General features: G+C 67.2%; 20 protein-coding genes. 5 read left to right on the forward strand and 15 right to left on the reverse strand.

The genetic code is table 11. The features are described from left to right. Nucleotides 1-46: 46 nt before the first annotated feature. Both pyk and RM96_RS25340 read right to left on the reverse strand, forming a co-directional pair. Complete coding sequence (gene pyk, locus RM96_RS25335; protein ID WP_039014473.1) at nucleotides 47-1,483, reverse strand: pyruvate kinase; 1,437 nt, start codon at nucleotides 1,481-1,483, stop codon at nucleotides 47-49. Nucleotides 1,484-1,538: 55 nt separating this feature from the next. Next, nucleotides 1,539-2,735 (reverse strand): phosphoglycerate kinase, encoded by a 1,197-nt coding sequence (locus RM96_RS25340; RefSeq protein ID WP_039014474.1) that lies wholly within the window; start codon nucleotides 2,733-2,735, stop codon nucleotides 1,539-1,541. Between the two features lie 342 nt (nucleotides 2,736-3,077). Here RM96_RS25340 and RM96_RS25345 point away from each other — a divergent pair, with 342 nt between their 5' ends. Both RM96_RS25345 and RM96_RS25350 read left to right on the forward strand, forming a co-directional pair. After that, a complete protein-coding gene (locus RM96_RS25345; RefSeq protein ID WP_039014475.1) occupies nucleotides 3,078-4,184 on the forward strand; it encodes a helix-turn-helix transcriptional regulator in 1,107 nt (368 codons plus the stop codon). An 85-nt stretch (nucleotides 4,185-4,269) separates the two neighbouring features. After that, nucleotides 4,270-5,427 carry a helix-turn-helix transcriptional regulator gene (locus RM96_RS25350; RefSeq protein WP_039014476.1) on the forward strand — a complete coding sequence of 386 codons (1,158 nt, stop codon included), beginning with the start codon at nucleotides 4,270-4,272 and terminating at the stop codon, nucleotides 5,425-5,427. A 21-nt stretch (nucleotides 5,428-5,448) separates the two neighbouring features. Here RM96_RS25350 and RM96_RS25355 read toward each other — a convergent pair whose 3' ends face one another. The 7 genes from RM96_RS25355 to RM96_RS25385 all read right to left on the reverse strand — a co-directional run bounded on the left by RM96_RS25355 (nucleotide 5,449) and on the right by RM96_RS25385 (nucleotide 12,027). Beyond that, a complete protein-coding gene (locus RM96_RS25355) occupies nucleotides 5,449-5,772 on the reverse strand; it encodes an AzlD domain-containing protein (protein WP_039014477.1) in 324 nt (107 codons plus the stop codon). Continuing rightward, nucleotides 5,769-6,581 (reverse strand): AzlC family ABC transporter permease, encoded by an 813-nt coding sequence (locus RM96_RS25360; protein ID WP_039014478.1) that lies wholly within the window; start codon nucleotides 6,579-6,581, stop codon nucleotides 5,769-5,771. Before RM96_RS25360 ends, RM96_RS25355 begins: the two co-directional genes overlap by 4 nt. 207 nt (nucleotides 6,582-6,788) lie before the next feature. After that, nucleotides 6,789-8,330, reverse strand: coding sequence for a D-alanyl-D-alanine carboxypeptidase/D-alanyl-D-alanine endopeptidase (gene dacB, locus RM96_RS25365; RefSeq protein ID WP_039014479.1), 1,542 nt, complete (start codon nucleotides 8,328-8,330; stop codon nucleotides 6,789-6,791). Nucleotides 8,331-8,379: 49 nt separating this feature from the next. Further along, nucleotides 8,380-8,961, reverse strand: a complete 582-nt coding sequence (locus RM96_RS25370) for a MarR family winged helix-turn-helix transcriptional regulator (RefSeq protein WP_039014480.1) — start codon at nucleotides 8,959-8,961, stop codon at nucleotides 8,380-8,382. Further along, a complete protein-coding gene (locus tag RM96_RS25375; protein WP_039014481.1) occupies nucleotides 8,958-10,103 on the reverse strand; it encodes an ABC transporter substrate-binding protein in 1,146 nt (381 codons plus the stop codon). The genes RM96_RS25370 and RM96_RS25375 overlap by 4 nt, the downstream gene beginning before the upstream one ends. 49 nt (nucleotides 10,104-10,152) lie before the next feature. Further along, the gene (locus RM96_RS25380) at nucleotides 10,153-11,415 is read right to left on the reverse strand and encodes a flavin-dependent oxidoreductase (RefSeq protein WP_039014482.1); all 1,263 of its coding nucleotides are present in this window, start codon (nucleotides 11,413-11,415) and stop codon (nucleotides 10,153-10,155) included. A gap of 156 nt (nucleotides 11,416-11,571) precedes the next feature. After that, on the reverse strand, nucleotides 11,572-12,027 hold the full coding sequence (locus RM96_RS25385) for a PACE efflux transporter (RefSeq protein WP_039014483.1): 456 nt from the start codon (nucleotides 12,025-12,027) through the stop codon (nucleotides 11,572-11,574). A 126-nt stretch (nucleotides 12,028-12,153) separates the two neighbouring features. Here RM96_RS25385 and RM96_RS25390 point away from each other — a divergent pair, with 126 nt between their 5' ends. Continuing rightward, a complete protein-coding gene (locus tag RM96_RS25390; protein ID WP_039014484.1) occupies nucleotides 12,154-13,053 on the forward strand; it encodes a LysR family transcriptional regulator in 900 nt (299 codons plus the stop codon). On the opposite strand, the gene RM96_RS25395 is transcribed toward RM96_RS25390, so the two are convergent. The 4 genes from RM96_RS25395 to RM96_RS25410 are packed head-to-tail and all read right to left on the reverse strand — an operon-like array spanning nucleotide 13,054 to nucleotide 22,490. Next, nucleotides 13,054-14,517, reverse strand: a complete 1,464-nt coding sequence (locus tag RM96_RS25395; protein ID WP_039014485.1) for an efflux transporter outer membrane subunit — start codon at nucleotides 14,515-14,517, stop codon at nucleotides 13,054-13,056. Nucleotides 14,518-14,526: 9 nt separating this feature from the next. Beyond that, nucleotides 14,527-17,829 carry an efflux RND transporter permease subunit gene (locus RM96_RS25400; RefSeq protein WP_039014486.1) on the reverse strand — a complete coding sequence of 1,101 codons (3,303 nt, stop codon included), beginning with the start codon at nucleotides 17,827-17,829 and terminating at the stop codon, nucleotides 14,527-14,529. Next, nucleotides 17,826-20,981 carry an MdtB/MuxB family multidrug efflux RND transporter permease subunit gene (locus RM96_RS25405; RefSeq protein WP_039014487.1) on the reverse strand — a complete coding sequence of 1,052 codons (3,156 nt, stop codon included), beginning with the start codon at nucleotides 20,979-20,981 and terminating at the stop codon, nucleotides 17,826-17,828. The genes RM96_RS25400 and RM96_RS25405 overlap by 4 nt, the downstream gene beginning before the upstream one ends. 9 nt (nucleotides 20,982-20,990) lie before the next feature. After that, nucleotides 20,991-22,490 carry an MdtA/MuxA family multidrug efflux RND transporter periplasmic adaptor subunit gene (locus RM96_RS25410; RefSeq protein WP_039014488.1) on the reverse strand — a complete coding sequence of 500 codons (1,500 nt, stop codon included), beginning with the start codon at nucleotides 22,488-22,490 and terminating at the stop codon, nucleotides 20,991-20,993. Between the two features lie 330 nt (nucleotides 22,491-22,820). On the opposite strand from RM96_RS25410, the gene RM96_RS25415 reads away from it, so the two are divergent. Together RM96_RS25415 and RM96_RS25420 are read left to right on the forward strand one after the other, a co-directional pair. Continuing rightward, nucleotides 22,821-23,552, forward strand: coding sequence for a response regulator (locus tag RM96_RS25415; protein WP_039014489.1), 732 nt, complete (start codon nucleotides 22,821-22,823; stop codon nucleotides 23,550-23,552). Nucleotides 23,553-23,598: 46 nt separating this feature from the next. Next, the gene (locus RM96_RS25420; RefSeq protein WP_039014490.1) at nucleotides 23,599-24,876 is read left to right on the forward strand and encodes an ATP-binding protein; all 1,278 of its coding nucleotides are present in this window, start codon (nucleotides 23,599-23,601) and stop codon (nucleotides 24,874-24,876) included. A gap of 78 nt (nucleotides 24,877-24,954) precedes the next feature. Here RM96_RS25420 and plsY read toward each other — a convergent pair whose 3' ends face one another. Together plsY and ybaK are read right to left on the reverse strand one after the other, a co-directional pair. Continuing rightward, on the reverse strand, nucleotides 24,955-25,563 hold the full coding sequence (gene plsY / locus RM96_RS25425; protein ID WP_039014491.1) for a glycerol-3-phosphate 1-O-acyltransferase PlsY: 609 nt from the start codon (nucleotides 25,561-25,563) through the stop codon (nucleotides 24,955-24,957). A 114-nt stretch (nucleotides 25,564-25,677) separates the two neighbouring features. Next, nucleotides 25,678-26,169 carry a Cys-tRNA(Pro) deacylase gene (gene ybaK, locus RM96_RS25430; protein ID WP_039014586.1) on the reverse strand — a complete coding sequence of 164 codons (492 nt, stop codon included), beginning with the start codon at nucleotides 26,167-26,169 and terminating at the stop codon, nucleotides 25,678-25,680. Nucleotides 26,170-26,184: the final 15 nt, after the last annotated feature.

Raw genomic sequence — 26,184 nt, forward strand, 5'->3', positions numbered from 1 at the left:
TCACGCGTCACTGCGGACGCCACTGTCCGGCGCGGCACACTCAGCATTAGCTGCCGACCCTGACGATCTTCAGGGTGTTGGTGCCGCCAGGCTGGCCCATCGGCTCGCCGATGGTCAGCACGATGAAATCGCCGCGCTGCACCACGCCTTGCGCGAGCAGCAGCTCTTCGGCCTGCTCCAGCGCGGTATCGCGGTCGGCGCTGGACTGCAGCGGCAGCGGCACTACGTTGCGGTACAGCTGCATCTTGCGCTGCGAGGCGAGGTTCGGCGTCATCGCGTAGATCGGCACATGGATGCGGTGACGGCTCATCCACAGCGCGGTGGCGCCGGAATCGGTCAGCGCGGCAATTGCCTTCACCTGCAAATGATAGGCCGTGAACAGCGCACCCATGGCCACGGACTGGTCGATGCGGGAGAAGGTCTGGTTGAGGAAGTCGGTGTCGAGCTGCACCACCTCGGACTTCTCGGCCTCGACGCAGACGGCGGCCATGGCTTCGACGGTTTCCACCGGGTAGCGGCCGGCGGCGGTTTCGGCCGACAGCATCACGGCGTCGGTGCCGTCCAGCACGGCGTTGGCCACGTCGGACACCTCGGCGCGCGTCGGCACCGGGTTGACGATCATGCTTTCCATCATCTGCGTGGCCGTGATGGTCAGCTTGTTGGCCTCGCGGGCGAGCCGGATCATGCGCTTTTGCAGCGCCGGCACCGCGGCATTGCCCACTTCCACGGCCAGGTCGCCACGGGCCACCATGATGCCGTCGGAGGCTTGCAGGATTTCTTCGAGCACGCCCGGGCGAATAGCTTCGGCGCGCTCGATCTTGGCGATCATGCGGGCCCTGATCCCGTGCGGCTGGCCTGCCACCGCGGCCAGCTGGCGTGCCATTTCCATATCGGTGGCGTTCTTGGGGAAGCTCACCGCCACGTAGTCGGCGCCCAGGGCCATGGCGGTCTTGATGTCCTCCATGTCCTTGGCCGTCAGTGCCGGCGCCGACAGGCCGCCGCCCTGGCGGTTGATGCCCTTGTTGTTGGACAGGTCCCCGCCCACGCGCACGGTGGTGAAGATCTCGGTGCCCAGCACGCGGTCCACCACCAGCACGATCAGGCCGTCGTTGAGCAGCAGCAGGTCGCCCGGCCCGACGTCGCGCGGCAGGTCCTGGTAGTCCAGTCCGGCGCGCTCCTGGTTGCCGAGCTGGCAGGCCGAATCGAGGATGAAGGGGTCGCCCGCCTTGAGCGTGATCTTGCCGTTTTCAAACTTGCCGACGCGGATCTTGGGGCCCTGCAGGTCGGCCATGATGGCGACCTCGCGCCCGCACGCCCGCGCGGCCTCGCGGACCAGGCGGGCCCGTTCGATGTGATCGTCGGCGGTGCCGTGCGAGAAGTTCAGCCGGATCACGTCGACCCCGGCCGCAATCATGCGTGTGAGGATTTCCAGCGAGCTGGAGGCGGGGCCGATGGTGGCGACGATCTTGGTAGAACGGGTCATGTGCTTGGGATTCCCTGGTTCGGGCCCCGGCGGCGCCGCGGGCCCTGCGGATACCTTAGCCTGCGGCGCGCTGTTCCAGCACTTCGAATGCGGGCAGCTTCTTGCCTTCCAGGAATTCCAGGAAGGCGCCGCCGCCGGTCGAGATATAGCCAATGCGGTCGGCAATGCCGTACTTGGCGATGGCGGCCAGCGTGTCGCCACCGCCGGCGATCGAGAAGGCCTTCGAGTCGGCAATTGCCTCGGCGAGAACCTTGGTGCCATTGCCGAACTGGTCGAATTCGAATACGCCGACCGGGCCGTTCCAGACGATGGTGCCGGCGGCCTTGAGTTGCCCGGCCAGCATGGCCGCGGTCTTCGGGCCGATGTCGAGGATCATGTCGTCGTCGGCCACGTCCTTCACATCCTTGACGGCGGCGGCGGCGTTGGCGCTGAATTCCTTGGCGCACACCACGTCGACGGGGATGGGCACCGAAGCGCCGCGGGCGGCCATGATGTCGATGATGGCCTTGGCGTCGGAGACAAGGTCGGCCTCGGCCAGCGACTTGCCGATCTTCAGGCCGGCGGCCAGCATAAAGGTGTTGGCGATGCCGCCGCCGACGATCAGGTTGTCCACCTTGTCGGCCAGCGACTTCAGGATGGTCAGCTTGGTCGACACCTTGGAGCCGGCCACGATGGCTACCAGCGGACGTGCCGGCTGGCCCAGGGCCTTGCCCAGCGCATCGATCTCGGCGGCCAGCAGCGGGCCGGCGCAGGCGATCGGGGCGTATTTGGCGATGCCATGGGTGGTCGCTTCGGCGCGGTGGGCGGTGCCGAAGGCGTCATTCACATAGACGTCGCACAGCTTCGCCATCTTCTGGGCCAGCTCGTCGCTGTTCTTCTTCTCGCCCTTGTTGACACGACAGTTTTCCAGCAGCACGACCTGGCCGGGCGCCACTTGCACGCCATCGACCCAGTTCTGCACCAGCTTCACCGGCTTGCCCAGCAGCTCGGACAAGCGCGCGGCGATCGGGGCCAGCGAATCGGCGGGCTTGAACTCGCCCTCGGTCGGGCGGCCCAGGTGCGACGTGACCATCACGGCGGCGCCGGCGGCCAGGCAGGCCTCGATGGCGGGCACCGAGGCGCGGATGCGGGTGTCTTCGGTGATGTTGCCTGCGTCATCCTGCGGCACGTTCAGGTCGGCGCGGATGAACACACGCTTGCCGGAGATTTTGCCTTGGGAAATGAGATCGGAAAGACGCAGGACTGAGGTCATGGCGGTGTGATGGCGCGAGATTTCGCTGAAAAATCGGGGGAATCACGCATTTTACCTGATCGCGGTCAACGCTTTGCCGATTTGGGGCCATTCGCACACCCGCCTTGTGCGCTGTGGCGCACAAGGCATTGGCCACATGCCCTGCGGAGCACAACCTTCCCCTACCAAAGCGGGGTCACCGGTATCTCCCCCAATCTCTTAAGACTGGGTTAATGTTTGCAAAGTCTGCAAAGACAGACACGTAGCAACGCCAGAGCCGGCGCTACCGGCCATAAGAACAAGCATGCCGGCGTGGAATGCATGGCCGGCAGCGGGAATTGTCGCGAATGCAGGGGAAGTCAGATGAACAAAGCCGACATGCACGGAGCGATCCGTGGCTTGTATGAGGGCATTCTTGATCCCGAAGCGTGGCAGCAGAGCTTGCACACCCTGACGGAGCTGGCCGGCACGGCCCACGCATCGATGTTGGTCTGGGACACCGTGCGTGACCAGATCACCGTCAACGAGATCGTCAATCCGGTGGCGGAGCTGTTCACGCAGTACGAATCCAGCTACCAGACCATCGATCCGGCCAAGCAATTCGCGCCGCGCATGAAGCCGGGCGAATGGTATATCGATGCGCGCGAGCTGGGTGAAGGCGCCATGGCGCGCCATCCTTTCTATCGCGATTTCCTCGAGCGTTTCGACCTGCGCTCATACATGGCCTGCCTGGTCGAGCGGCGGCCGCACTACGAGGTCTATTTTTCGATGCAGCGCGCGATGTCGCAGCCGGTCTTTTCGCCGGACGACACCAGCGGGCTGAGCTGGGTGATCCCTCATATGCGCAGCGCGATGGCGATGCGCGACCGCACGCTGGGCCTGTCGATGCTGGCGCGCCTGTCGGCGCAGCTGGTCGAGCGGCTGGCTTTCGCCTTGCTGGTGTTCTCGCCGCAGCGCCAGGTGCTGCTGAGCAACAGCAAGGGCGAGCGCTGGGCGCGCCGGCTGGTTCCGGCCGGCAAGGTGTCGGACTGGACGCTGTCGCGGCCGTTCGGCGACATGCTGCAGGCCGCCTGCGATCCGCAGCGCGCCGTTGCCGCCCAAGCGGCCCGCGCCACGGACAGCGAGGGCGCCACCGCGCAGGTGATCGTGCTGCCGTTGCCGCCTTCGCATGTCTTTGCCGGCGACTGGCAGCAGCCGGCGGCGCTGGTGATCGTCCATGAGGCAGGCACCGCGCCGCTTCTGCTGGCGCCGGTGTTGCGCGAGCTTTATGGCCTGACGCCCGCGGAGATCCGGCTCTCCGTCCAGCTGTCCGGCGGACAGGGCCTGCCGGAGGTCAGCCAGCAGCTGCATATCCGGCACGAAACCGCCCGCACCCAGCTCAAGGCCGTCTTCCACAAGACCGGCACCGCCAGCCAGGCGCAGCTTACGCACCTGCTGTCCCGCCTTGCTACCGCGCTGGAAGGCGCCTGAACCAGCGTTTGTTTCGCCGCCCCACGAAGGCGGCGCGATGTCATTGCCACGCCGGCACAGGCGGGCAGTACAGAAAGGGAAGGCAATGAAGGAGACGGAGATACACGACACCATTCGCGCGCTGTACCAGGGGATTTTCGATGCCGACGCTTGGCAACGCAGCCTGGGGGCGCTGTGCCGGGCCAGCGGCAGCGTCCACGCCTCGCTTGTGGTGCTCGATACCGTGCGCGAGCGGGTGCTGGTCAACCAGGTGGTCAATCCCGTGCCCGAACAAGTGGCGGCCTATCGCGAATACTATGAGTCCCTCGACCCGGGCCTGCCGTTTGCGTCACAGATGGCGGTGGGGAGCTGGTACATCGATTCCCGCGAACTCGGCGAGCAGGCCATGCGCCGCCTGCCGTTCTATGGCGAGTTCTTCCGGCAGTTCGGCCTGTCGTCGCTGATGGCCTGCCTGGTCGAACGCCAGCCGCACTGCGAGGTCTTCCTGTCGCTGCAGCGGCCGCAGGGGCGAGAGAGCTATTCGCCGGACGACGCGCGGGCCCTCGACTGGGCCATCCCCCACGTGCGCCACGCGATGGCGCTGCGCGAACGGACCCATCGGGTTTCGGCGCTCGCCCACGTGTCGTCGGAGTTGCTGGAGCGCCTGCCGTTTGGCGTGATCGTGTTCAACGCGGACGGCAAGGCGCTGCTGACCAACCGCGCCGGCGAGCCGTGGGTGCGGCGGCTGGCGCCGGCCGGCACCTCCGGCGTGGGCGGTGCCAGCGGCACGCTGGTTGCGCCAGTGCTGGGCCGCTCGGACGAATGGCGCCTGTCGCGCCCGTTTGCCGAGGCGCTGCGCACTGCCTGCGACCCTGCCAGCCTCCAGCCCGCGCAAGCCTTGCGGGCGACCGACGCGGAAGGCCGGCAGGCCGAAGTTGTCTTGCTGCCACTGCCGGCCGCGCATCATCTGGCCATCGACTGGCAACGGCCAACCGTACTGGTGGCCGTGCATGAGGCCGGCCGGGCTTCGCCTGGCGTGCAGGCAGTATTGCGCGAGCTGTACGCGCTGACGCCGGCCGAGACCCGGCTGGCCATGCTGCTGACCACCGGGATCGGCCTGCCGGAAGCGTGCGAGCAGCTCGGCATCCGGCGCGAGACCAGCCGGACGCAGCTGAAGGCGATCTTTACCAAGACCGGGACGGCAACGCAGGCGCAACTCGCGCATCTGCTGACGCGCCTGGGGGTGGGGTTGGGGCTGGGCTAGGCGGACCAGCGCCTCAGCCCATCAACCTATCAGCCTCAGCGCCGTATAGACCGCCATCCCGACCAGGATCATCCCCACCATGCGCCGCGTCAGCAGGTAGAACATCGCCGCGCTGATCCCGGCCACCAGCTTGTAGTTGGACACCGACAGGGTGAAATGCCCATTCCAGGTCATCAGGTCCGGTAGGATGATGGCGGCCAGCGCCGCGGCCGGCGCATAGCGCAACGCGCGCTGGATGCGGTCCGGCACGGTCACGTGCTCGCCGGCCATCAGGAACAGCGCCCGCGTCACGATGGTGACCACGGCCATGCCGAACAGGGCGATCCAGATTTCGAGATGGCTCATGGCTGGTCTCCCGGCCGCGTTTCGGCCGCCGTAGCCGTGGCGATCTTGCGGCGCCGGATGCCGCGCAGCGTGGCGCGCGCGGCCAGGTCATCGCTGGCCATGCCGGCCGCGATGGCGCCCACCACGGCCACGACCAGGCTCAGGCGGTAGGGCAGGTCGAAGCACAGCAACGCCAGGATTGCCGAGACCACCACCGCCAGCAGCGTCGAGCGCGAATTGATGGTCGCGATCATCACCGGGATCAGCGCCATGGTGCCGGCCAGGCCCAGGCCCCAGCTGTCGGGGAACACGCTGGCGAGCACGATGCCGAGGATCGACGAGACCTGCCACATCGCGAAGTTGGTCAGCGCCATGCCCCAGAAATAGCCTTCCTTGCCCGGCTCGTAGCCCGGCGCGCTGTAGCGCTGCATGAAGTAGACGAAATGCAGGTCGCCGTTGAACGAGCCCAGCAGCGTGCGCCGCAGCAGCGGCATGTAGCTGAAATGCGGCTGCAGCGCGGCGCTGAAGATGACGAAGCGCAGGTTGACGATGGCCGCGGTCAGCCAGATCGTCCACAGCGGCAGGCCGGCGGCGAACAGCGGCAGCACTGACAGCTGTGCCGAGCCGGCGTAGACCAGCAGCGACATGCCGATGGCCTCGGGTACCGTCATGACCGACTTGCTCATCGCCACGCCCGTCACCAGGCCCCAGGAAAACACGGCGGGCAGGGAGGGGGCGAAGTAGCGTGCGCCTTCGATAAAGCCGGCGCGTTCGGCGGGTGCGAAGCGATGCCAGAAGCGCAACCAGACCGATGGTTGTCGGGATGTCATGTCAGCGGTGGACTCGGGGGCGATGCGAGGCCCGGATCGGGCCTGGGAGAATGTGCCGGCCGTCTTGTGGCGGCGGCAAGCAGCCATTATAGGGGCGGATCGCCATCTGGTAAGCGAGCGCTTAACAAAATGGCTGGCAGCGTTGGTTTGGCCCTACGCCCCCCCGGCAGCAGCTTTCGCGCCCCTTCTTCATTGTGAAACGGGTTCTTAGGGTGCGCCGCGATACACCCACTGCATCAGCGCGTCGTGGGCTTCCTGCGCCTGCGATGCATTGGGGTGGTTGATATAGCTCACCACCACGTAGCGCTCGCCGTTGAGCGAATCGACAAAGCCGGCCAGCGCGCGCACGTCCTGCAGCGTGCCGGTCTTCAGGTAGGCATTGCCGGCGGCGTTGGCGCGCGTGAGCCGGTTGCGCAGCGTGCCGTCCACGCCCAGGATGGGCAGCGAATCGACCAGCGCCGGGCCAACGCTGCTGGCCTGTGCCTGCTGCAGCAGGCGCGCCATGTCGTAGGCGCTGATGCGCTCCTCGCGCGACAGGCCCGAGCCGTTGTCGAGCACCAGTCCGGGCATGTCCAGTCCCTGGCGGCTCAGCCAGCGCTGCACCACGCGGGCCGAGCGTTCGGTGCTGGCCGGGCCGCTGCGGTCGATCTCCGCGCCGATGGTCAGGAACAGCTGGCGCGCCATGACGTTATTCGAATACTTGTTGATGTCGCGCACGATCTCGCCCAGCGGCTGCCCGTAATGCCGCGCCAGCAGCACCGCGCCGCGCGGCACCTTGCCACTGCGCAGGGCCGGCAGGTGCGTGAAGCGTCCCCCGGCGTTCTGCCATTCGGCAACGAAGCCGCCCCAGGTGAATTCGGCATGCGAGAGCGTGGCGATATTGAGCACGTGCTCGCCGCAGTCGGCAGCGTAGTCGCCGGCGAACGATGCCAGCACGGTGCCGTCCGGCTGCGCGGCCACGCTCGGGGTGGCGTGCGCCTGCCAGTCGCCGCAGCGGCCGTTGGTCAGCGCCAGCCGGTTGTCCAGCTTCAGTTGCGCCAGCGCCGGCGTGACCGCGACGGATACCGTCTGGCTGGCCGGATCGGGCGTGAACGTGAACGACAGCGTCTTGAAGGCGTACAGCAGCGCGTCGGGGTTCACGTTGTAGGCGCGCTGCACTTCGCCGTCGATGGTGCCGTTGCCCTCCAGCCCGTCGGCAAAGTAGCTGCGGTCCAGTACCAGGTCGCCGTTGATGGTGGTGGCGCCGGCAACGCGCGCGCTGGCCACCAGCTTGGCCATCTCCTCCGGCACCAGCTTGGGATCGCCGCGTCCGCGCAGGTAGACATTGCCGTTGACGGTGCCGTCGCCGGCCGGCTGGTTGTCGGCGTATAGCGAGGTCTGCCAGCGGTAGTCGGGACCCAGCAGCTGCAGCCCGGCAAAGGTCGTGACCAGCTTCATGGTCGACGCCGGATTCATCGGTGCCTGCGCATTCCAGCTGGCACGTGGCGCGGGTGCCCCGACCTTGATCACGTAGAAGCTGGCGGCCGAGGCGGGGACATGGGCCTTGCGCAGTGCGGCGGCAACCTGGACGGGTACGCCGGCACGGACAATGCCGGCATCGGCGCTGGCGGAAGCCTTGGCTGCCCTTGCCGCGGGCGGTTTGGCGATTGCGGCGGGCGGAGCGGCGGCGAGCAGCAGGGCGGCTGCACAGAGCGGCAGCAGGCTGCGGATAATTCGGGTGATTCTGATTCTTTTTGGCATGGCGGCCATGTTAACGCATGGCCCGGGTCAATCGGATGACGCGAATATGCAGCCGCGCCTAGTCCGTGCGCGGCGGTGCCAGCCTTGCCAGCAGCGCCTTCAGCGTGGCCTGCTCGTCTTCCGATAAGACCGATCCGACATGCGCATCGTGCCGGATGACGGCCTGTGTTGCAGCTTCCAGCGTACGCCGGCCCGCTGCTGTCAGCACCAGGCTGTAGGCGCGGCGGTCTCCAGCCGCCGGCCGGCGTGCCACCAGGTTCATCTCCTGCAGGGCGTCCACCAGCAGCACGGCGCCCGAGCGGGCGATACCGAGGATACGCGCCAGCTCGGTCAGCTTCAGGTGCGGATTGCGGGAGATGATCACCAGCGCCGAAAAGCGCGGCGGCGTGATCTGCCACTGCGCGAGCGACGCCACGAAGTCTTCGTAGATGCGGATCTGGGCGCGCCGGATGGCGTAGCCGATCAGGCTGTCGAGCACGCCGTAGTCGATATTCGGCACATGCGGATCGAAACCGCTTTCCAGTCCCGCGCCGGCGCTGGCCGGATCGGGGGCAAGCGGGTCGCGGGGCTTGCGCCGGGTGCCTCCGCCGTTGGCCGCGCGGGCCGGAGCAGGGGGTACGACGGGGGCGTCGGAACTCATTTGAGCAATTTCCAGTTGCCGTTCTCAATCGTCAGCATAACGCGCCCACGCTGGTCAAAGCCATAGTGATCCTGCGGGCTGTAATTCAGCACGCCATGTGATACGACGATATCGCGCTCGCTTTCCAGCGCCGAGCGCAGCGCCTTGCGGAATGCCGGCGTGCCGGGTTTGCCCGATTTCAGCGCCACCGGCACGATCCGCTGCAGCACCAGGCCGGCGTCATATGCGTGCGCGCCAAACTGCGTACGGCTCTCGGCGCCGAACTGCTTCTCGTAGCGGCCCACGTAATCCAGCCCCGGCTTGCGCACCGGATTGCCGTCGGCCAGCTGCTCCGGCACGATCACAGGCCCTGCGGGCAGGATGGCGCCGTTGACCGCGCGCCCGCCGATGCGGATAAGGTCCTTGGTGGCCGCGCCGTGCGTGTGATAGACCGGCCCCGTGTAGCCGCGCTCGCGCAGCGTGGTATGCGGCAGCGCCGCACCGGTGCCGGCGCCCGCGATCAGGATCGCATCGGGCCTGGCAGCCATCAGCTTGATAGCCTGCGCGGTCACGCTGGTGTCGGCGCGGCCATAGCGCTCGGTGGCGATCAGCCTGATGCCGTTGGCGGTAGCGGCAGTGGTGAACTCCCTCAGCCAGGTTTCACCGTAGGCGTCGGCAAAGCCAATGAAGCCGATGGTCCTGACACCGTTGGCGCGCGCGGTGGTGGCCACCGCCTCGGCCATCAGCCGCACCGGCTGCGCGAGCCGGAAGGTCCACTCGCCGCGTCCCGGCTTCAGCTCGATCGGCGAGAACGCCAGCTGCACGGTCTGGGTTTCGTCCGCCACTTCCGCGATCGCGATGGAAGGTGCCACGGCGGACGAACCGAGGATGATGTCGACCTTCTCTTCCGAGACAAAGCGGCGCGCCACCTTCGCGCCCTGGGTCGGGTCCGAGGCGTCGTCCAGCACGATATAGCGGACGGCCTCGCCGCCGATCCGTTCGGGCAGGTACGGCATCGAGTTCTTCTGCGGAATGCCGAGCGAGGCTGAGGGGCCGGTGGTGGACAGGCTGACGCCTACCGTGACATCGGCCAGTGCGGCGCCGGCGGTACAGGCCAGAACCGCCGCTGCCACGCTACGGAGCGATGCATTCAGGGGCTTCATGTTGTCTCCTCTCATTCGTTTTTTGTCTTGTTCTTGTATTGGCGAAGTGTCAGCGCCGCGCCGGCTGCAGCGATTGCCGGTCGAAGCCGGCCAGCTGCTTGTAGCGCAGCGCAATCGCTTCGAGCTCCGCATGCGGAATCACCTGGCCGATATCGGCGAAGCCCTGCGGCGCGCGTTCCTCGGCCAGCTGCATGACCTGCTCCGGCCCGTTCATGCGGTTGCGCAGCACGATGCCGGCGGTGCGCGGCAGGCGTTCGGCTTCGTACTCGCGCAGCGCGTAGGCGCTGTCGCGGGTGCCGAGCAGGCTGTCGACCAGGTAGCGCGCATCGAGGATGGCCTGCGCGCTGCCGTTGGAGCCGATCGGATACATCGGATGCGCGGCGTCGCCCAGCAGGGTCACCCGGTCGAAAGTCCAGCGCGGCAGCGGATCCTTGTCGACCAGCGGGAATTCGTAGATGGCTTCGGCGCCGTCGATCAGGCCCGGAATATCGATCCAGTCCCATTGCCAGCCGGCGAAGGCTTCGCGGAACACAGATTTGTCGACCTGGCGGTTCCAGTCGCTGCGCGGTGGCGTGTCGGACACATGGTCCGGCACGCGCAGCTCGGCGATCCAGTTGACCAGCGAGCGGCCTTGCCGGCGCAATGGCTCCGAGATCGGGTAGGCGACGAATTTCTGGTCCTGGTGGCCGGCCATGAACATCGAGCGGCCGTCGAGGTAGGGCGGTGCTTCGGTGACAGCACGCCACAGCATGCGGCGCGAGAAGCGCGGCGCGTCGCCGCTCGGGTAGAAATGCCGGCGCACGGCCGAGTGGATGCCGTCGGCGCCGACCAGGATGTCGGCGCTGGCTTCCACCTCTGCCTGGTCGTGCCGGCGGCGAAGCCGGAAGGTGACCGGTTCGCCCGCGCGTGCGCCGGTGCCGAGCACCGTCTCGAACGCATGCCCGGTATGCACCCGGTCCGCGCCGAGCCGTTCCACCACGGTGCGGTGCAGCAGCATCTGGAATTCGCCGCGATGGATCGAGAACTGCGGCCAGTCATAGCCGGCGGCCAGGCCGCGCGGCTCGTGCCAGATGCGCTGGCCCAGCTTGTTGTAGTAGGACAGTGATGAGGTTTCGACGGCGATCTCGGCCAGCGCATCGCGCAGCCCCAGCTCGTACAGTTCGCGCACGGCGTGCGGCAGCAGGTTGATGCCCACGCCCAGCGGGCGCAGCGATTCGCTGGCTTCCCAGATTTCGGTTTCGATGCCGTGACGGTGGCACAGCAGCGCCAGCGTCAGGCCGCCGATGCCGCCGCCGGCGATTGCGATCTTCATGTGGTCTCCCCCAGTCTTGCGGGACGCACCTGCGCGCCGCCTGCCGGTCGAATCGGAATTTGTTATTGAGTATAACAATCCGTTCCGGCGCGGCAAGGCGCGAAGACGTCGGGAAAAACCCGCGGCCGTTGGTGGCCGCGTGGTGTACGGGGCGCGTCAGCCGAGCGCGGTGCCGCTCTCTGGCTTGGTCCCGGCCTTGAGCGCAGGGATGGGGAAGACGATGTCGTAGAGCCAGTTGTAGATCAGCGCATAGACCATGTAGAAGCCGGCCACGGCGATATCCATGATCAGGGCGTCGAGCAGGCTGATATCGAGGTACCACGCCACCGACGGCAGGAAGACGATCAGCAGCCCCAGTTCGAACAGGATGGCGTGCAGCACGCGCACGAAGACCGATTTGCGCAGCTGGCCGGTAAACCGGAGCATGGCCTTGTCGAACATCACGTTGTACACGTAGTTCCAGCCGGCGGCGATCAGCGAGGCGACCGCGCCGATCAGGCCCATCTGGTGCAGCTCGTAGCCGAATACCCAGCTCGCGAGCGGGGCGAAGGCCAGCAGCCCGATCACTTCAAAGCCGACGGCGTGGCGGATACGGTCCCGGGTGTTGCGCATTGGATTCTCCTGCTTGATTGCCCTTGGGGGCACGGCAAAACGATGGGACCGAGTCTATCTGGTTTGCAGGGATTGCCAAGTTAGGTAGTATCGCCAAAACAGATAGACGAAAGGGCCAGACCAATCATGAGTCTCTCTCTGGAACAACTGCAGGCCTTCGTCGCCGCCGCTGAGACGGGCTCCTTTTCGGCGGCGGCGCGCCGGCTGGGCAAGGCGCAATCGGTCGTCAGCGCGGCCGTGGCCAACCTGGAAATCGATCTCGGCAACGCGCTGTTCGACCGCTCCGGCCGCTACCCAGTCCCGACTGCGGCCGGCGAGCGCCTGCTGGCGGAAGCGCGCGTGATCCTGGAGCGCTGCGAGCACTTCCGCGGCGTGGCCAAGAGCCTGGGCGAGGGCGTCGAAACCCGGCTGGTGCTGGCCGTGGACGAGCTTTACCCCGAGGAAACGCTCGGCATGCTGCTGGAGGAGTTCTCCAGCCGCTTCCCCGCGGTGGAGCTGGAGCTGCTGTTCCCGCTGATGGAGGACGTGAGCCGGCTGGTGCTCGAGGGCGGAGCGGATCTCGGCATCATGTGGCGGCAGGAGGTGTTGCCGCCCGAGCTGGCCTTCCACGCGCTCGGCTGGGTGCCGATGCAGATCCTGTGCGCGCCCGACCATCCGCTGGCCGCGCAGCGGGTGGACTGGGAAGAGCTCAAGCGCTATCGCCAGCTGATGGTGGCGACCCGCACCGACAGCGAGGAGAAGATGCGCCTGCGCGTGGCGGCCGACGTCTGGTGGGTGGAAAGCCAGTGGGTCATCGTCGAGCTGATCAAGCGCAGGCTCGGCTGGGCCTTCGTGCCCTGGCACGTGGTGGCGAATTCGCCGGCGGCCGCGCAACTGGTGTCGCCGCCGCTGGCGTTCCAGGACCAGGACTGGCCGGTGGCGATGGAAATCGTCTGGCACAAGCAGCGGCCGCTCGGCAAGGCCGCCACCTGGCTGCGCGAGCGCATCCGCAGCCAGCCGCTGCCGCGGGCGCCTGCGGCGTCCTAGCTACCGCTGCCCCAGCGTATCCCCGCCCTCCGGCGTCAGTGGACCCGGATGCCATCCGCCGCCCAGCGCCTTCACCAGCACCACGCTGGCCGTGTACTGCCGGCCGGTGATGGTCAGCGCCGTGCGTTCTGCCGTGTACGCCGTGGTTTGTGCGACCAGCACGTCGAGCAGGCTGGCCGTGCCGGCGCGATAGCGGTTGTTGACCAGCGCGAGCGCGTCGCGCGCCGAACGCAGCGCGTCGTTCTGCACCGTGGCTTCCTGCTCCAGCAGCCGTTGCGAAGCGAGGTTGTCTTCGACTTCCTGGAAGGCCGTCAGCACGGTCTGCCGGTAGCTGGCCACGGTCTCGTCGTAGGCTGCCACCGCCTGTGCCTTGACTGCGCTGCGCAGGCCGCCGTCGAACAGCGTGCCGGCCAGGCTGCCGCCGATCGACCAGATGCGGTCCGGCAGCGATATCCAGCGCGCCAGCGTACTGGCGGTCAGGCCACCGCTGGCTGACAGCGACAGGGTGGGGTAGTAGGCCGCCTGCGCCACGCCGATCTGCGCGTTGGCCGCCGCCATGCGGCGCTCGGCGGCACCGATATCGGGACGGCGCTCGAGCAGTTGCGACGGCACCGCCACCGGCACGCGCGGCAGCGTGTTGGTGAATTCCGTCTCGCCGAGCGCGACTTCGGCCGGCGGCTTGCCGATCAGGATGGCAATGGCATGCTCAAGCTGCGAGCGCGTGATCTGGATATCGATCTGCTGCGCCTGCGCGCTCTTGAGCTGCGTTTCGGACTGCAGCACGTCGGAGCGTTGCGCGGTGCCTGCCTTGTACTGGTTCTGCACCAGTTGCAGGGACCTGGCATAGTCGGCCACCGTGCGATCGAGCAGCGCCTTCTGTGCATCGGCGATGCGCAGCAGGAAATAGCTCTGCGCCAGCGTGGATTGGGTCGACAGCAGTGTCGACGCCAGGTCGGCCTGGCTGGCTTGTGCGCTCGCTTCGCTGCTTTCGACCTGGCGGCGGACGCGGCCCCACACGTCGATTTCCCAGCTGGCAGACAGCGTGGCGCTCTGTCCGTTGAGCGTATTGCCGCTGGCGCCGCGTGCGCGTGACACGCCGGCCTGTGCGTCGAGCGTCGGGAAGAAGCCGGCACGCGCAGCCTGCAGCGATGCCAGCGCCTGCCGGTAGCGCGCTTCAGCCGCCTTGATGTTCTGGTTGGAGACCTGCACCTGCGACATCAGCGCGTCGAGCTGGCTGTCGCCGAACAGTTGCCACCACTGCGCGCGCGCGTTGGCGTCCTGCGGCTCGGCGGTCTTCCACTCGCCGGTCCAGGCCTCGGCGTCGGCAGGGGCTTCCTTGAAGGTGGCCGAGACCGGCGCGTCGGGCCGCTTGTAGTCGGGGCCGACCGCGCAGCCGGCGAGCAGCAGCGCGCACGCCAGCGGGATCGGTGCGCCCAGGGTAAGGAGTCGGGAGAAAGCGTTCATGGTCGTGTATCAGGATTCTAGGCCGCTCGCTGTCTGGCCGGGCGCGCCGCGGCGGCGCTGGCGCCATGCCTTGACCTTCAGGCGCCAGCGGTCCAGCGTCAGGTAGACCACCGGTGTGGTGTACAGGGTCAGCAGCTGGCTTACCGCCAGGCCGCCGACGATCGAAATGCCCAGCGGCGCGCGCAGCTCCGCGCCGTCGCCATGGCCGATGGCCAGCGGCACCGCGCCCAGCAGCGCAGCCATGGTCGTCATCAGGATCGGGCGGAAGCGCAGCAGGCAGGCGCGGTGGATCGCATCACGCGGCGAGAGGCCCTCGCGCCGTTCGGCGTCGATGGCGAAGTCGATCATCATGATCGCGTTCTTCTTTACGATGCCGATCAGCAGGATCACGCCGATCAGCGCAATGATGCTGAAATCGGTCTTCGTGGCCAGCAGTGCCAGCAGCGCGCCGACGCCGGCGGAGGGAAGCGTCGACAGGATCGTCAGCGGGTGCACATAGCTCTCATACAGCACGCCCAGCACGATGTAGATCGTGATCAGCGCCGCCAGGATCAGGATCGGCTGGCTCTTGAGCGAATCCTGGAACGCCTTGGCGCCGCCCTGGAAATTGGCCTGGAGCGTCTCCGGCACGCCGATGCGCGCCATCTCCGCCTTGACCGCATCGGTCGCCTGCGACAGCGAATAGCCCTCGGCCAGGTTGAACGAAATGGTCGACGCCGCGAACTGCCCCTGGTGGTTGACGCCCAGCGGCGTGCTGGTCGGCACCACCTTCGCAAAGGCCGACAGCGGCACGCGGCGGCCGTTGCCGGTGACCACGTAGATATCCTGCAGCGCGTGCGGCCCCTGCAGGTATTCCGGGCTCAGCTCCATCACCACGCGGTACTGGTTGAGCGGATGGTAGATGGTGGACACCAGCCGCTGGCCGAAGGCATCGTTGAGCACCGCATCGATCTGCTGCGCGGTGACACCCAGCTTCGACGCCGTATCGCGGTCGATGATGACCGAGGTCTGCAGGCCCTTGTCGTTGGTGTCGGTATCGACGTCCTCCAGCCCCTTCAGGTTGGAAATTGCGGCCCGTACCTTGGGCTCCCACTCGCGCAACACATTGAGGTCATCGGACTGCAGCGTGAACTGGTACTGCGAGCTGCTCTGGCGGCCGCCCACGCGGATGTCCTGCACCGATTGCAGGAACAGGCTCGCACCGGGTTCCTTGGCCAGCTTCACGCGCAGCCGCGCGATGATGGCGTCGGCCGTCTCCTTGCGCTCCGTCAGCGGCTTGAGCGTGACGAACATCTGCCCGGTATTGCGCTGCGAGCCACCGGTGAATCCGGTGACATTGACCACGGCCGGATCGGACTGGACGATCTTGATAAAACTGTCGAGCTTGCCGCGCATGGCCTGGAACGAGGTCGCCTGGTCGGCGCGGATAAAGCCGATCAGTCGCCCGGTGTCCTGCTGCGGGAAGAAGCCCTTGGGCACGATCACGTACAGCCAGACGTTGAGTGCGATGGTGGCCAGCAGCACCAGCCACACCACCGCGCTGTAGCGAAGCGCCACATCCAGCGTGCGGGCATAGCCGTCGTGCAGCCGTTTGAAGACGCGTTCGCTGGCGCGGAAAAAGCGGCTTTCCTTCTCGGGCTCGATGGGGCGCAGCAAGCGTGCGCACATCATCGGCGTGGTGGTCAGCGACACTACCAGCGAGACCAGGATGGCTACCGACAGCGTGATCGCAAACTCCTGGAACAGGCGTCCCACGATGCCACCCATCATCAGCAGCGGGATGAACACGGCAATCAGCGACAGGCTCATCGACAGCACCGTGAAGCCCACTTCACGCGCCCCGCGCAGCGCGGCCGCGAGCGGCTTCATGCCTTCCTCGATATGGCGCGAGATGTTTTCGAGCACCACGATGGCATCGTCCACCACGAAGCCGGTGGCGATGGTCAGCGCCATCAGCGACAGGTTGTTCAGCGAGAACCCCGCCAGGTACATCACCGAGAACGTGCCGATCAGCGAAACCGGCACCGCCACGCTGGGGATGAAGGTGGCGCGCACGTTGCGCAGGAACAGGAACACCACCATGATCACCAGCGCCACCGAGATCATCAGCGTGTGCTCGACTTCACGCAGCGAGGCCCGGATGGTGGGCGTGCGGTCCATCATCACGTCCATCGAAATGGTGGCCGGAATCATCTTCTGCAGATTCGGCAGCATCTCGTTGACGCGGTCGACCGTCTCGATGATGTTGGCGCCGGGCGAGCGGTTGAGCACCAGCAGGACCGACGGCTTGCCATTGGCGGAACCGGCGTTGCGGATGTCCTGCACCGAATCGATCACGTTGGCCACATCCGACAGACGCACCGGCACGGCAAACGAGCCGGGTCCGGTGGTAGCGCCCTTGCCGCCGGTCGCGCCGCTGGTGATCGTGGTGGTGCCGCTGCTGGTGGTGAGCGTGGTCACCGTCACGCCGTTGACGACCTTGGTGGTGACGCCGCCGCTGGCGGTGGCGTTCGCCGTGCTGGCGATCAGCGCACCCGCGGAGGCCGACGAGAATGTGCCCGGCGTAGCGTAGCGGATGATCAGCGGCATGTAGTCCTCCGCCTTCATCGCCTGGTCGTTGGCGTAGACCTGCCAGTTATTGGTGTTGTTCTCCAGCGTGCCCAGCGGCCGGTTGGCGTTGGTCGCGCTGATGGTGTTTCGCACGTCTTCCAGTGAGACGCCGTACTTGTTGAGCGCCGTCGGGTTCAGCTCCACCCGCACCGCCGGCAGCGATGCGCCGCCGATGGTGACCTGGCCCACGCCTTCCACCTGTGACAGCTTCTGCGCGAGGATGGTCGAGGCCGCGTCATAGAGCTGGCCGCGCGTCATGGTCGGCGAAGTCAGCCCGATGATCATGATCGGCGCATCGGCCGGGTTGACCTTGCGATAGGTCGGGTTGCTGGGCAGGCTGGTGGGCAGCGTGGCGCGCGAGGCGTTGATGGCCGCCTGCACGTCGCGCGCCGCACCGTCGATATTGCGCGACAGGTCGAACTGCAGCGTGACGCGCGTCGAGCCCAGCGAGCTGCTGGAGGTGATTTCCGTCACGCCGGCAATGGTGCCGAGCGCGCGCTCCAGCGGCGTGGCCACGGTGGCGGCCATGGTTTCCGGGCTGGCGCCGGGCAGCGAAGCCGATACCGAGATGGTCGGGAAGTCCACCTGCGGCAGCGGCGAGACCGGCAGCAGGCGCAGCGCGGCCAGGCCCGCCAGCAGGATGCCGATGGTCAGCAGCGCGGTCGCGACCGGCCGGTGGATGAAGGCGGCGGAGAGGTTCATCGCGCCCCCGGCTCCTGCGGCAGCGTGGGTGGCGGCGGCTCGTCGCCGGTGCCGCCTTCTTCCGGATCGCCGAAGCGGCGCTTGCGCCAGTCCTTGATGCGGTAGGCAATACGGTCAAAGGCGAGGTAGATCACCGGCGTGGTGAACAGCGTCAGCACCTGGCTGACCAGCAGGCCCCCCACCATCGTCACGCCCAGCGGGCGGCGCAGCTCGGAGCCGATGCCGGTGCCCAGCATCAGCGGCAGCGCCGCCAGCAGGGCCGCCATGGTCGTCATCAGGATCGGGCGGAAGCGCAGCAGGCAGGCCTGGAAGATCGCATCGCGCGGCGCCATGCCGCCCTCGCGCTCGGCCTCGAGCGCGAAGTCGATCATCATGATCGCGTTCTTCTTGACGATACCGATCAGCAGGATGATGCCGATGATCGCGATGATGCCCAGGTCCTGCTGCGCCACCAGCAGCGCCAGCAGCGCGCCGACACCAGCCGACGGCAGCGTCGACAGGATCGTCACCGGGTGGATGGTGCTTTCGTACAGCACGCCCAGCACGATATACATCGTCACCACTGCGGCCAGGATCAGCCACAGCGTGTTGGACAGCGAGGCGCGGAACGCCAGCGCGGCACCCTGGAACTCGGTCTGCATCGAGATCGGCAGCCCCAGCTCCTGTTCCACCTTGGTGATCTTGTCCACCGCCGCGCCCAGCGATTCGCCCGGCGCCAGGTTGAACGAGATGGTCGCGGCCGGGAACTGGCCCTGGTGGTTGATCACCAGCGGGCCGGTGCGCTCGGTGATGCGCGCAAAGGCGCCCAGCGGCACCTGCCCGCCCGACGACGATGGCAGGCGCAGCTCCGCCAGCGACTGCGGGCTGGTGCGGAAGCCGGGCATCGTTTCCAGCACCACGCGGTACTGGCTGGACTGCGTGAAGATGGTGGACACCAGGCGCTGGCCGAAGGCGCTGTACAGCGCGCTGTCGATCACCGCGGTGGTGATGCCGAAGCGCGCGGCGGCGTCCCGGTCGATCTCGACATAGGCGCGCAGGCCGTTGTTCTGCTGGTCGCTGGCCACGTCGCGCAGCTCGGGCTCCTGCTTCAGGCGCTCCACCAGCCGGGGCACCCAGGTCGCCAGCGTGGCGGGATCCGGGTCCTCGACGGTGAACTGGTACTGCGTGCGCGACACACGGTCTTCGATGGTCAGGTCCTGGACCGGCTGCGTGTACAGCGACACGCCGCCGAGCTTCTCCACCGATTGCTGCAGCCGCTGCGTGACCACGTCGATCGAATCGCGCTCGCCCTTGGGCTTCAGGTTGATCAGCAGGCGCCCGGCGTTGAGCGTGGTGTTGGTGCCGTCGACACCGATGAAGGAGGAGAGGCTTTCCACCGCCGGGTCTTCCATCACCACCTTGGCCACGGCCTCCTGCTTGCGGCCCATGGCCGCGAACGAGGTGGTCTGCGATGCCTCGGTGATGCCCTGGATCACGCCGGTGTCCTGCACCGGGAAGAAGCCCTTGGGCACCACCAGGTAGAGCAGCACCGTCAGCACCAGCGTGGCGACCGCCACGATCAGCGTGGCCGCCTGCCGGTCCAGCACCCAGTCGAGCGCGACGCCGTAGCGGTGGATCACGTTGTCGAAGAAGCGGCCGGAGGCGCGGTGGAAGCGCGATTGCTCCTCTTCCGGCACGTGCTTGAGCAGGCGCGCGCACATCATCGGCGTAAGCGTCAGCGAGACCACCGCAGAAATCAGGATCGACACCGCCAGCGTGATGGCGAACTCGCGGAACAGGCGCCCGACCACATCGCCCATGAACAGCAGCGGGATCAGCACGGCCACCAGCGAGAACGTCAGCGAGATGATGGTGAAGCCGATCTGCTTCGAACCCTTGAGCGCGGCCTCCATCGGGGAATCGCCGTCCTCGATGTAGCGCATGATGTTCTCGATCATGACGATGGCGTCGTCGACCACGAAACCGGTGGCGATGGTCAGCGCCATCAGCGTCAGGTTGTTGATCGAGAAGCCCGCCAGGTACATCACGCCGAAGGTGCCGACCAGCGACAGCGGCACCGCCACGCCCGGGATGATGGTGGCGGGCACGTTGCGCAGGAAGACGAAGATCACCATCACCACCAGCGCGATCGCCAGCAGCAGTTCGAACTCCACGTCATGCACCGACGCGCGGATGGTGGTGGTGCGGTCGGTCAGCAGCTGCACGTGCACGGAAGCCGGCAGCGCATTCTGCAGCTGCGGCAGCAGCGTCTTGATGCGGTCCACCACCTCGATCACGTTGGCGCCGGGCTGGCGCTGGATGTTCAGGACGATGGCCGGCCTGGCATTGGCCCATGCGGCGAGGCGGCTGTTTTCCGGGCCGTCGACGATATCCGCCACATCGGTGATGCGGATCGGCGCGCCGTTCTGGTAGGCGACGATGATCTGCCGGTACTCGTCGGCGGACTTGAGCTGGTCGTTGGCGTCGATGGTGGAGGCGCGCGCCGGGCCGTCGAAGCTGCCCTTGGCGCCGTTGACGTTGGCCGCGCCGATGGCCGTGCGCAGGTCGTCGATCGACATGCCCAGCGCAGCCAGTGCCGTCGGGTTGGCCTGGATGCGCACGGCCGGCCGCTGGCCGCCGCTGATGGTCACCAGGCCCACGCCCTGGATCTGCGAAATCTTCTGCGCCACGCGCGTATCGACGATGTCCTGCAGCTTGGGCAGCGGCATGGTGTCCGACGTCATCGCGATGGTCATGATCGGCGCGTCGGCCGGATTGACCTTGCTGTAGACCGGCGGCATCGGCAGGTCCGACGGCAGCAGGTTGCCGCCGGCGTTGATGGCGGCCTGCACTTCCTGTTCGGCCACGTCGAGCGAGAGCGTCAGCTCGAACTGCAGCGTGATCACCGAGGCGCCGCCCGACGAGGACGACGACATCTGCTTGAGCCCCGGCATCTGGCCGAACTGGCGCTCCAGCGGCGCCGTCACCGACGAGGTCATCACGTCCGGGCTTGCGCCCGGATAAAGCGTGGTGACCTGGATGGTCGGGTAGTCCACCTCGGGCAGCGCGGACAGCGGCAGCAGGCGATAGGCCACCAGCCCGGAAAGCAGGATGGCCAGCATCAGCAGCGCCGTGGCTACCGGGCGCTCGATGAAGAGGCGAGAGGGGTTCATGCCGGTTCCTTACTGCTGGCGGCGGGACGCCTGTCCGTCGGCACTGCTGGCTGGCGCCGCCTGCGCGCCGCTGGCTTCTGCATTGCGGTTGCGGCGATGTTCGCCCGGGGCACCGGCCCCGCTGGCGCCTTGTTCGCCCTGCGCGCCGCTGGCGCCGCCCCATCCGCCACCCTCGCGCCGGCGGCCGCGGCCGCGCGGCTGGCTGGCCGGCACCAGCGCGGCGGCGCGCGCCGCCGGGTCCACGGCCTCGACGGTCATGCCCTCCTTGAGCCGGTCGGCGCCGTCCACCACGACGCGCTGGCCCGGTTCCAGGCCCTTGAGCACGGCGTTGCGGTTGCCGTCGCCCGGTCCCAGCGTGACGACCTGGACCTTTACCTTGCTGGCGTCATCGACCACGTAGACGAAAGTGCCTTGCTGGCCGCGCTGGATGGCCGCCACCGGAATCACGGTGGCGTCTTCCATCGTGTCCACGCGAGTGCGCACGTTGACGAACTGGTTGGGGAACAGCATGCCGTCGGCGTTGGGGAACACGGCCTTGAGCTTGACGGTGCCGGTGGTGGTGTCGATCTGGTTGTCGGTGGTCAGCAGCGTGCCTTCGCCCAGCTGGTTGCGCACCTGCCGGTCCCAGGCCTGCACGGACAGCTTTTCGCCGGCATTGAGCTTCTTCAGCACCGCCGGGAGGTTGTCCTCGGGGATGGTGTAGAGCACCGCGATGGGCTGGATCTGCGTGATCAGCGCGATGCCGTTGGTGTCGCTGGTGTTGACGATGTTGCCCGGGTCGACCTGGCGCAGGCCAATTCGGCCCGAGACGGGCGCGACGATCTTCGTGTAGCCAAGCTGCAGCCGTGCATTGTCCACATTGCCCTGGTCGGTCTTGACCACGCCCTCGTACTGGCGGACCAGCGCGTCCTGGGTGTCGACCTGCTGGCTGGAAATGGAGTCCTGCTGCAGCAGCGTGCGGTAGCGCTTCTGGTCCAGCCGGGCATTCTGCAGCAGCGCCTGGTCGCGCGCGAGCTGGCCGACGGCCTGGTCCAGCGCCGCCTGGAACGGGCGCGGGTCGATTTCTGCCAGCACGTCGCCGGCCTTGATCATCTGGCCTTCCTTGAACAGCACCTTGAGCAGCGGCCCGGAGACCTGCACGCGCACTGTGACGTTGGCGACCGGCGTGACGTTGCCCAGTCCGTTCAGGATGACGTCCATATTGCGCCTGGCGACCGTTGCCACCACCACCGGGGCGCGCGCAGCGCCCGGCCCGCCCGGCCCGCCGGGACCGCCACGGCCGCCCTGCGCGCCGGGTCCGCTGGCGCCGCCGGCCTTGCCGCCAGCCGTCTTCGCACCGGACGCCGGGTCGCGGTGGCTGTACCAGTACCAGCCGCCGCCGGCCAGCAGCACGATCAGCGCCGCGGCAATCAGCTTGCGCCGGGACGACGGGGCGGGACCCTTGGGTGCGTGGGGGGGCGGGGAGGGGGGCGGGGAAGGAAGCTGTTGGCCTTGTTCGGGGTTGGACATTTCCGGAATCCTGGAGGCGGCGCGCGCAAGGCGCGCCGGCAGTGTTCGCACGGGCTGGGACGCGAGGATGCAGCAATGTACCGCAACAAAACCGGCACTCGCCGTTTGCGCAGAGGGGTTGGCGCAGGGGATGGCGCCGGTGGGGCCGGGGCCATCCCGGCACGACGGTCATGCTATGTGGCAAGGATAATGTGCCGCGCCGGCCCCTCGTGTTACGGGAGAACCCTTATTTATTACAGAGGATTACCAGCGGGCTGGGTGTAACCTCCGGAAACAAAACCGTAAGTCCGTTTCGGCTTCCCGGCGGGCCGGCCTGACTATCATGTGCCTATGCGAACGAACCAGCCTACCCAGATCCTTGTCGTCGACGACGATCCTGAACTGCGCGACCTGCTGCGCGAGTACCTGACGCAGCAGGGCTTTGCGGTTTCCGTGCTGCATGACGGCGACGGCCTGCAGGCGCGACTGGAGCGCGAGCGGCCGGCGCTGATCGTGCTCGACCTGATGATGCCGAAGGTCGACGGCCTGACCGCGCTGCGCAACCTGCGCGCCAAGAACGACGACATCCCGGTGATCCTGCTCACGGCGCGCAGTGACGAGATCGACCGCATCGTCGGGCTGGAGATCGGCGCCGACGATTATCTCGGCAAGCCATTTTCGCCGCGCGAACTGCTGGCGCGCATCAATGCCGTGCTGCGGCGCAAGCTGGCACGGCCGGCGGCGGCGCCGGAGGATCGCGAGTCGATTGCCTTCGGGCCGTTCCGCGTCAATTTCCGTCAGCGCTCGCTGCTGCGCGCGGGGAGTGCGCTGTCGATCAGCGATACCGAGTTCGCGCTGCTCAAGCTGCTGCTGATGCATCCGCTCGAGGTGCTGTCGCGCGAGCGCATCGTGGAGCTGATGTACGGCACCGCCAGCGGCATCAGCGACCGCGGCATCGACGTGCAGATCTGGCGCCTGCGTCGCCTGCTCGACGAGGACGCGCAGCGCCCGCGCTATATCCAGACGGTGCGCGGCCGGGGTTATACCTTCGTGCCGGACGAAGCCGAGGAAATTCCGCAGTAAGCTGCAACTGGCCACGCGAGGGCCGCCAGACAAGACTCCCATATATATGAAGTTGCGTATCGATACCCTGTTCGGCCGCATGGCGCTGCTGATCGCGGCCGTGCTGGTGATCAGCCATTTCTCGTGGCTGGCAATCCTGCGCATGGACCGCCGCCAGCAGCAGGTGGACTACTCCGTCGAGCAGATGCTGTTCCAGCTCGGCAGCATTGAACGCGCACTGGATGCGCATCCACCTGCCAGGTTGCCCAGCCTGGTCGAAGTGGCCAGCTCGGCCTCTGCGGAACAGCACACGACGGCGCCGAAAGGCCGTTCGCGGCGGCTGGTCGAGCAGTTCACCGCCAGGCTGCCGCAAGGCACCGAGATCCGCATCGAGGACGAAACCACGCCGCGGCTGTGGATCAAGCTGCCAAGCCGCGCCGACTGGATCGCCATGCCGATCCTGTGGGTGCACAACCCGCCGCCGGACAACCGGCTGGTGCCGGGCGTGATGCTGGTGGTGGGCGTGGCGATCATCTTTGCCTTGCTGATCGCATGGCAGATCCAGCGCCCGGTACGCGACATGGCCGCCGCGGCCGAGCAGCTCTCGCGCCAGCACCCGGTGGCGCCGCTGCGCGAACGGGGGCCGCATGAACTGCGCCAGCTGATCGTGCGCTTCAACCGCATGATGGCCGACCTCACGCGCATCGACCAGGAACGCAACACCATGCTGGCCGGCATCGCGCACGACCTGAAGACGCCGCTGGCGCGGCTGCGCCTGCGCGCCGAGATGCTGGCCGATCCCAAGGCGGCGGCGGGTGTCACCCGCGATGTCGATTCGATGTCCGCCATCGTCGAGCAATTCCTGAGCTTTGCGCAGAGCAGCGAGCCCACCGCGCGGCCGGTGCCGGTGGACAAGCGCGTTTCCGAACTGGCGGCGTCGCTGGCCGAGCAGGAGCGCAAGGTGGTCTTGTCGCTGGAAGCGGGCGAGGGCTTCCGGATGATTGCCACGCAACTGGACCGCATCGTCGGCAACCTGGTCGACAACGCCTATGCGTATGGCGAGCCGCCGGTGTGCGTGGCGACGTCGCGCACGGCAGAGGGCTATCAGATGGTGGTGGAGGACGAGGGGCCTGGCATTCCGGATGGCGACATGGATCGCGTGACCATGCCCTTCGTGCGATTGGACCCGGCCCGTGGCGGCAACGCCCATTCGGGGCTGGGGCTCGCGATTGTTGATCGCCTGGTGAGGCAGGCCGGCGGGAAGCTGACGCTGGTCAACCGGAACGAAGGCGGCCTGCGGGTAGAGATGGTGTTTCCGTTCGGTGCGATGGCGCAGGCGGCGTAAGCGCGTCGAACCAGGCGCGTCGAATCAGGCGCATCGACATCAGCGCATCAACATCGAGCCGGCGCCACGCATGCCGGCTCAGACCTTCTTCTTTTCCCCGATCCGGCTTTCCTTGCCCGCCAGCAGCTTGGCAATGTTCTGGCGATGGCGCGCAATCAGCAGCACGCTGATGACGAAGATCGCGCCGGCCATGACGTCGATGCCTGACATCAGCACATAGAAGAACGGCGCGAAGATGGCCGAGACCAGTGCTGCCAGCGACGAGTAGCGGAAGAAGAACGCGATGATCAGCCAGGTGGCCAGCGTAGCCAGCCCCAGGATCGGATCGATCGCCAGCAGGATGCCCGCCGCGGTGGCAACCCCCTTGCCGCCGGCAAAGCGGTGGAAGACCGGGAACAGGTGACCCAGGAAGACGGCCAGCGCAACCATGGCGAGGCCGGTGTCATCCATGCCATAGGCGGGCCCGAAGCGGCCTGCCAGCCAGACCGCGAGCCAGCCCTTGAGCCCGTCGCCGATCAGCGTGAGGATGGCGGCCTTCTTGTTGCCCGAGCGCAGCACATTGGTGGCGCCGGGATTGCCGGATCCGTAGGTGTGCGGGTCGGGCAGGCCCATCAGCTTGCTGACAACGACGGCAAAGGAAATCGAACCGATCAGGTAGGCGGCGAGGGCAAAAAGCAGGTTGGCCATGTGGAGTGGGGTGTTTTCGGGCTGGCGCGATTGTATCGCGGCGGCGGCTTCGCTTGGTTGCCGATTAGGCCTCGTCCGGTCCGTAAACTCCCCAATTCCCTTGCGACGGCTTCGCTACTCAGGCAGCGCGCACTGCACCGCCTTGGCTTCAACCAGCGCCGGCAGTGCCTTCGGGTCGATGCTGATGAGATAGCCGCGCCGGCCGCCGTTGATATAGATCCGTTCGAGTTCGAGCACGCTCGATTCCACGTACACGGGCATGCGCTTGCGCGTGCCGAAGGGCGAAGTGCCACCGACCATGTAGCCGCTGTGGCGCTGCGCCACTTCCGGCTTGCAGGGCTGTACGCTCTTGCAGCCGATCTGGCGCGCAAGGTTCTTGGTCGAGACCGAGCAGTCGCCATGCATCAGCACCACCAGCGGCTGGGCGCGCTCGTCTTCCATGATCAGGGTCTTGACCACGTCGTGCTCGGGCACGCCAAGCTGGCGCGCCGATTCGCCGGTGCCGCCGTGGTCGACGTATTCATAGGCGTGCTCGCCGAACGCGATCCCCTGCTTGCGCAGGAACTGCGTGGCCGGAGTTTCGGAGACGTGTTTCGATTTGCTCATGTCGGTGCGTGCGCG

Origin of the sequence: Cupriavidus sp. IDO (assembly GCF_000812465.1) — a bacterium.
Lineage (GTDB): Bacteria > Pseudomonadota > Gammaproteobacteria > Burkholderiales > Burkholderiaceae > Cupriavidus.

What these genes read in the sequence shown, in the direction of transcription:
- pyk (WP_039014473.1), bottom strand. Translation starts at nt 1,483, where the DNA reads ATGACCCGTTCTACCAAGATCGTCGCCACCATCGGCCCCGCCTCCAGC.
- RM96_RS25340 (WP_039014474.1), bottom strand. Translation starts at nt 2,735, where the DNA reads ATGACCTCAGTCCTGCGTCTTTCCGATCTCATTTCCCAAGGCAAAATC.
- RM96_RS25345 (WP_039014475.1), top strand. Translation starts at nt 3,078, where the DNA reads ATGAACAAAGCCGACATGCACGGAGCGATCCGTGGCTTGTATGAGGGC.
- RM96_RS25350 (WP_039014476.1), top strand. Translation starts at nt 4,270, where the DNA reads ATGAAGGAGACGGAGATACACGACACCATTCGCGCGCTGTACCAGGGG.
- RM96_RS25355 (WP_039014477.1), bottom strand. Translation starts at nt 5,772, where the DNA reads ATGAGCCATCTCGAAATCTGGATCGCCCTGTTCGGCATGGCCGTGGTC.
- RM96_RS25360 (WP_039014478.1), bottom strand. Translation starts at nt 6,581, where the DNA reads ATGACATCCCGACAACCATCGGTCTGGTTGCGCTTCTGGCATCGCTTC.
- dacB (WP_039014479.1), bottom strand. Translation starts at nt 8,330, where the DNA reads ATGGCCGCCATGCCAAAAAGAATCAGAATCACCCGAATTATCCGCAGC.
- RM96_RS25370 (WP_039014480.1), bottom strand. Translation starts at nt 8,961, where the DNA reads ATGAGTTCCGACGCCCCCGTCGTACCCCCTGCTCCGGCCCGCGCGGCC.
- RM96_RS25375 (WP_039014481.1), bottom strand. Translation starts at nt 10,103, where the DNA reads ATGAAGCCCCTGAATGCATCGCTCCGTAGCGTGGCAGCGGCGGTTCTG.
- RM96_RS25380 (WP_039014482.1), bottom strand. Translation starts at nt 11,415, where the DNA reads ATGAAGATCGCAATCGCCGGCGGCGGCATCGGCGGCCTGACGCTGGCG.
- RM96_RS25385 (WP_039014483.1), bottom strand. Translation starts at nt 12,027, where the DNA reads ATGCGCAACACCCGGGACCGTATCCGCCACGCCGTCGGCTTTGAAGTG.
- RM96_RS25390 (WP_039014484.1), top strand. Translation starts at nt 12,154, where the DNA reads ATGAGTCTCTCTCTGGAACAACTGCAGGCCTTCGTCGCCGCCGCTGAG.
- RM96_RS25395 (WP_039014485.1), bottom strand. Translation starts at nt 14,517, where the DNA reads ATGAACGCTTTCTCCCGACTCCTTACCCTGGGCGCACCGATCCCGCTG.
- RM96_RS25400 (WP_039014486.1), bottom strand. Translation starts at nt 17,829, where the DNA reads ATGAACCTCTCCGCCGCCTTCATCCACCGGCCGGTCGCGACCGCGCTG.
- RM96_RS25405 (WP_039014487.1), bottom strand. Translation starts at nt 20,981, where the DNA reads ATGAACCCCTCTCGCCTCTTCATCGAGCGCCCGGTAGCCACGGCGCTG.
- RM96_RS25410 (WP_039014488.1), bottom strand. Translation starts at nt 22,490, where the DNA reads ATGTCCAACCCCGAACAAGGCCAACAGCTTCCTTCCCCGCCCCCCTCC.
- RM96_RS25415 (WP_039014489.1), top strand. Translation starts at nt 22,821, where the DNA reads ATGCGAACGAACCAGCCTACCCAGATCCTTGTCGTCGACGACGATCCT.
- RM96_RS25420 (WP_039014490.1), top strand. Translation starts at nt 23,599, where the DNA reads ATGAAGTTGCGTATCGATACCCTGTTCGGCCGCATGGCGCTGCTGATC.
- plsY (WP_039014491.1), bottom strand. Translation starts at nt 25,563, where the DNA reads ATGGCCAACCTGCTTTTTGCCCTCGCCGCCTACCTGATCGGTTCGATT.
- ybaK (WP_039014586.1), bottom strand. Translation starts at nt 26,169, where the DNA reads ATGAGCAAATCGAAACACGTCTCCGAAACTCCGGCCACGCAGTTCCTG.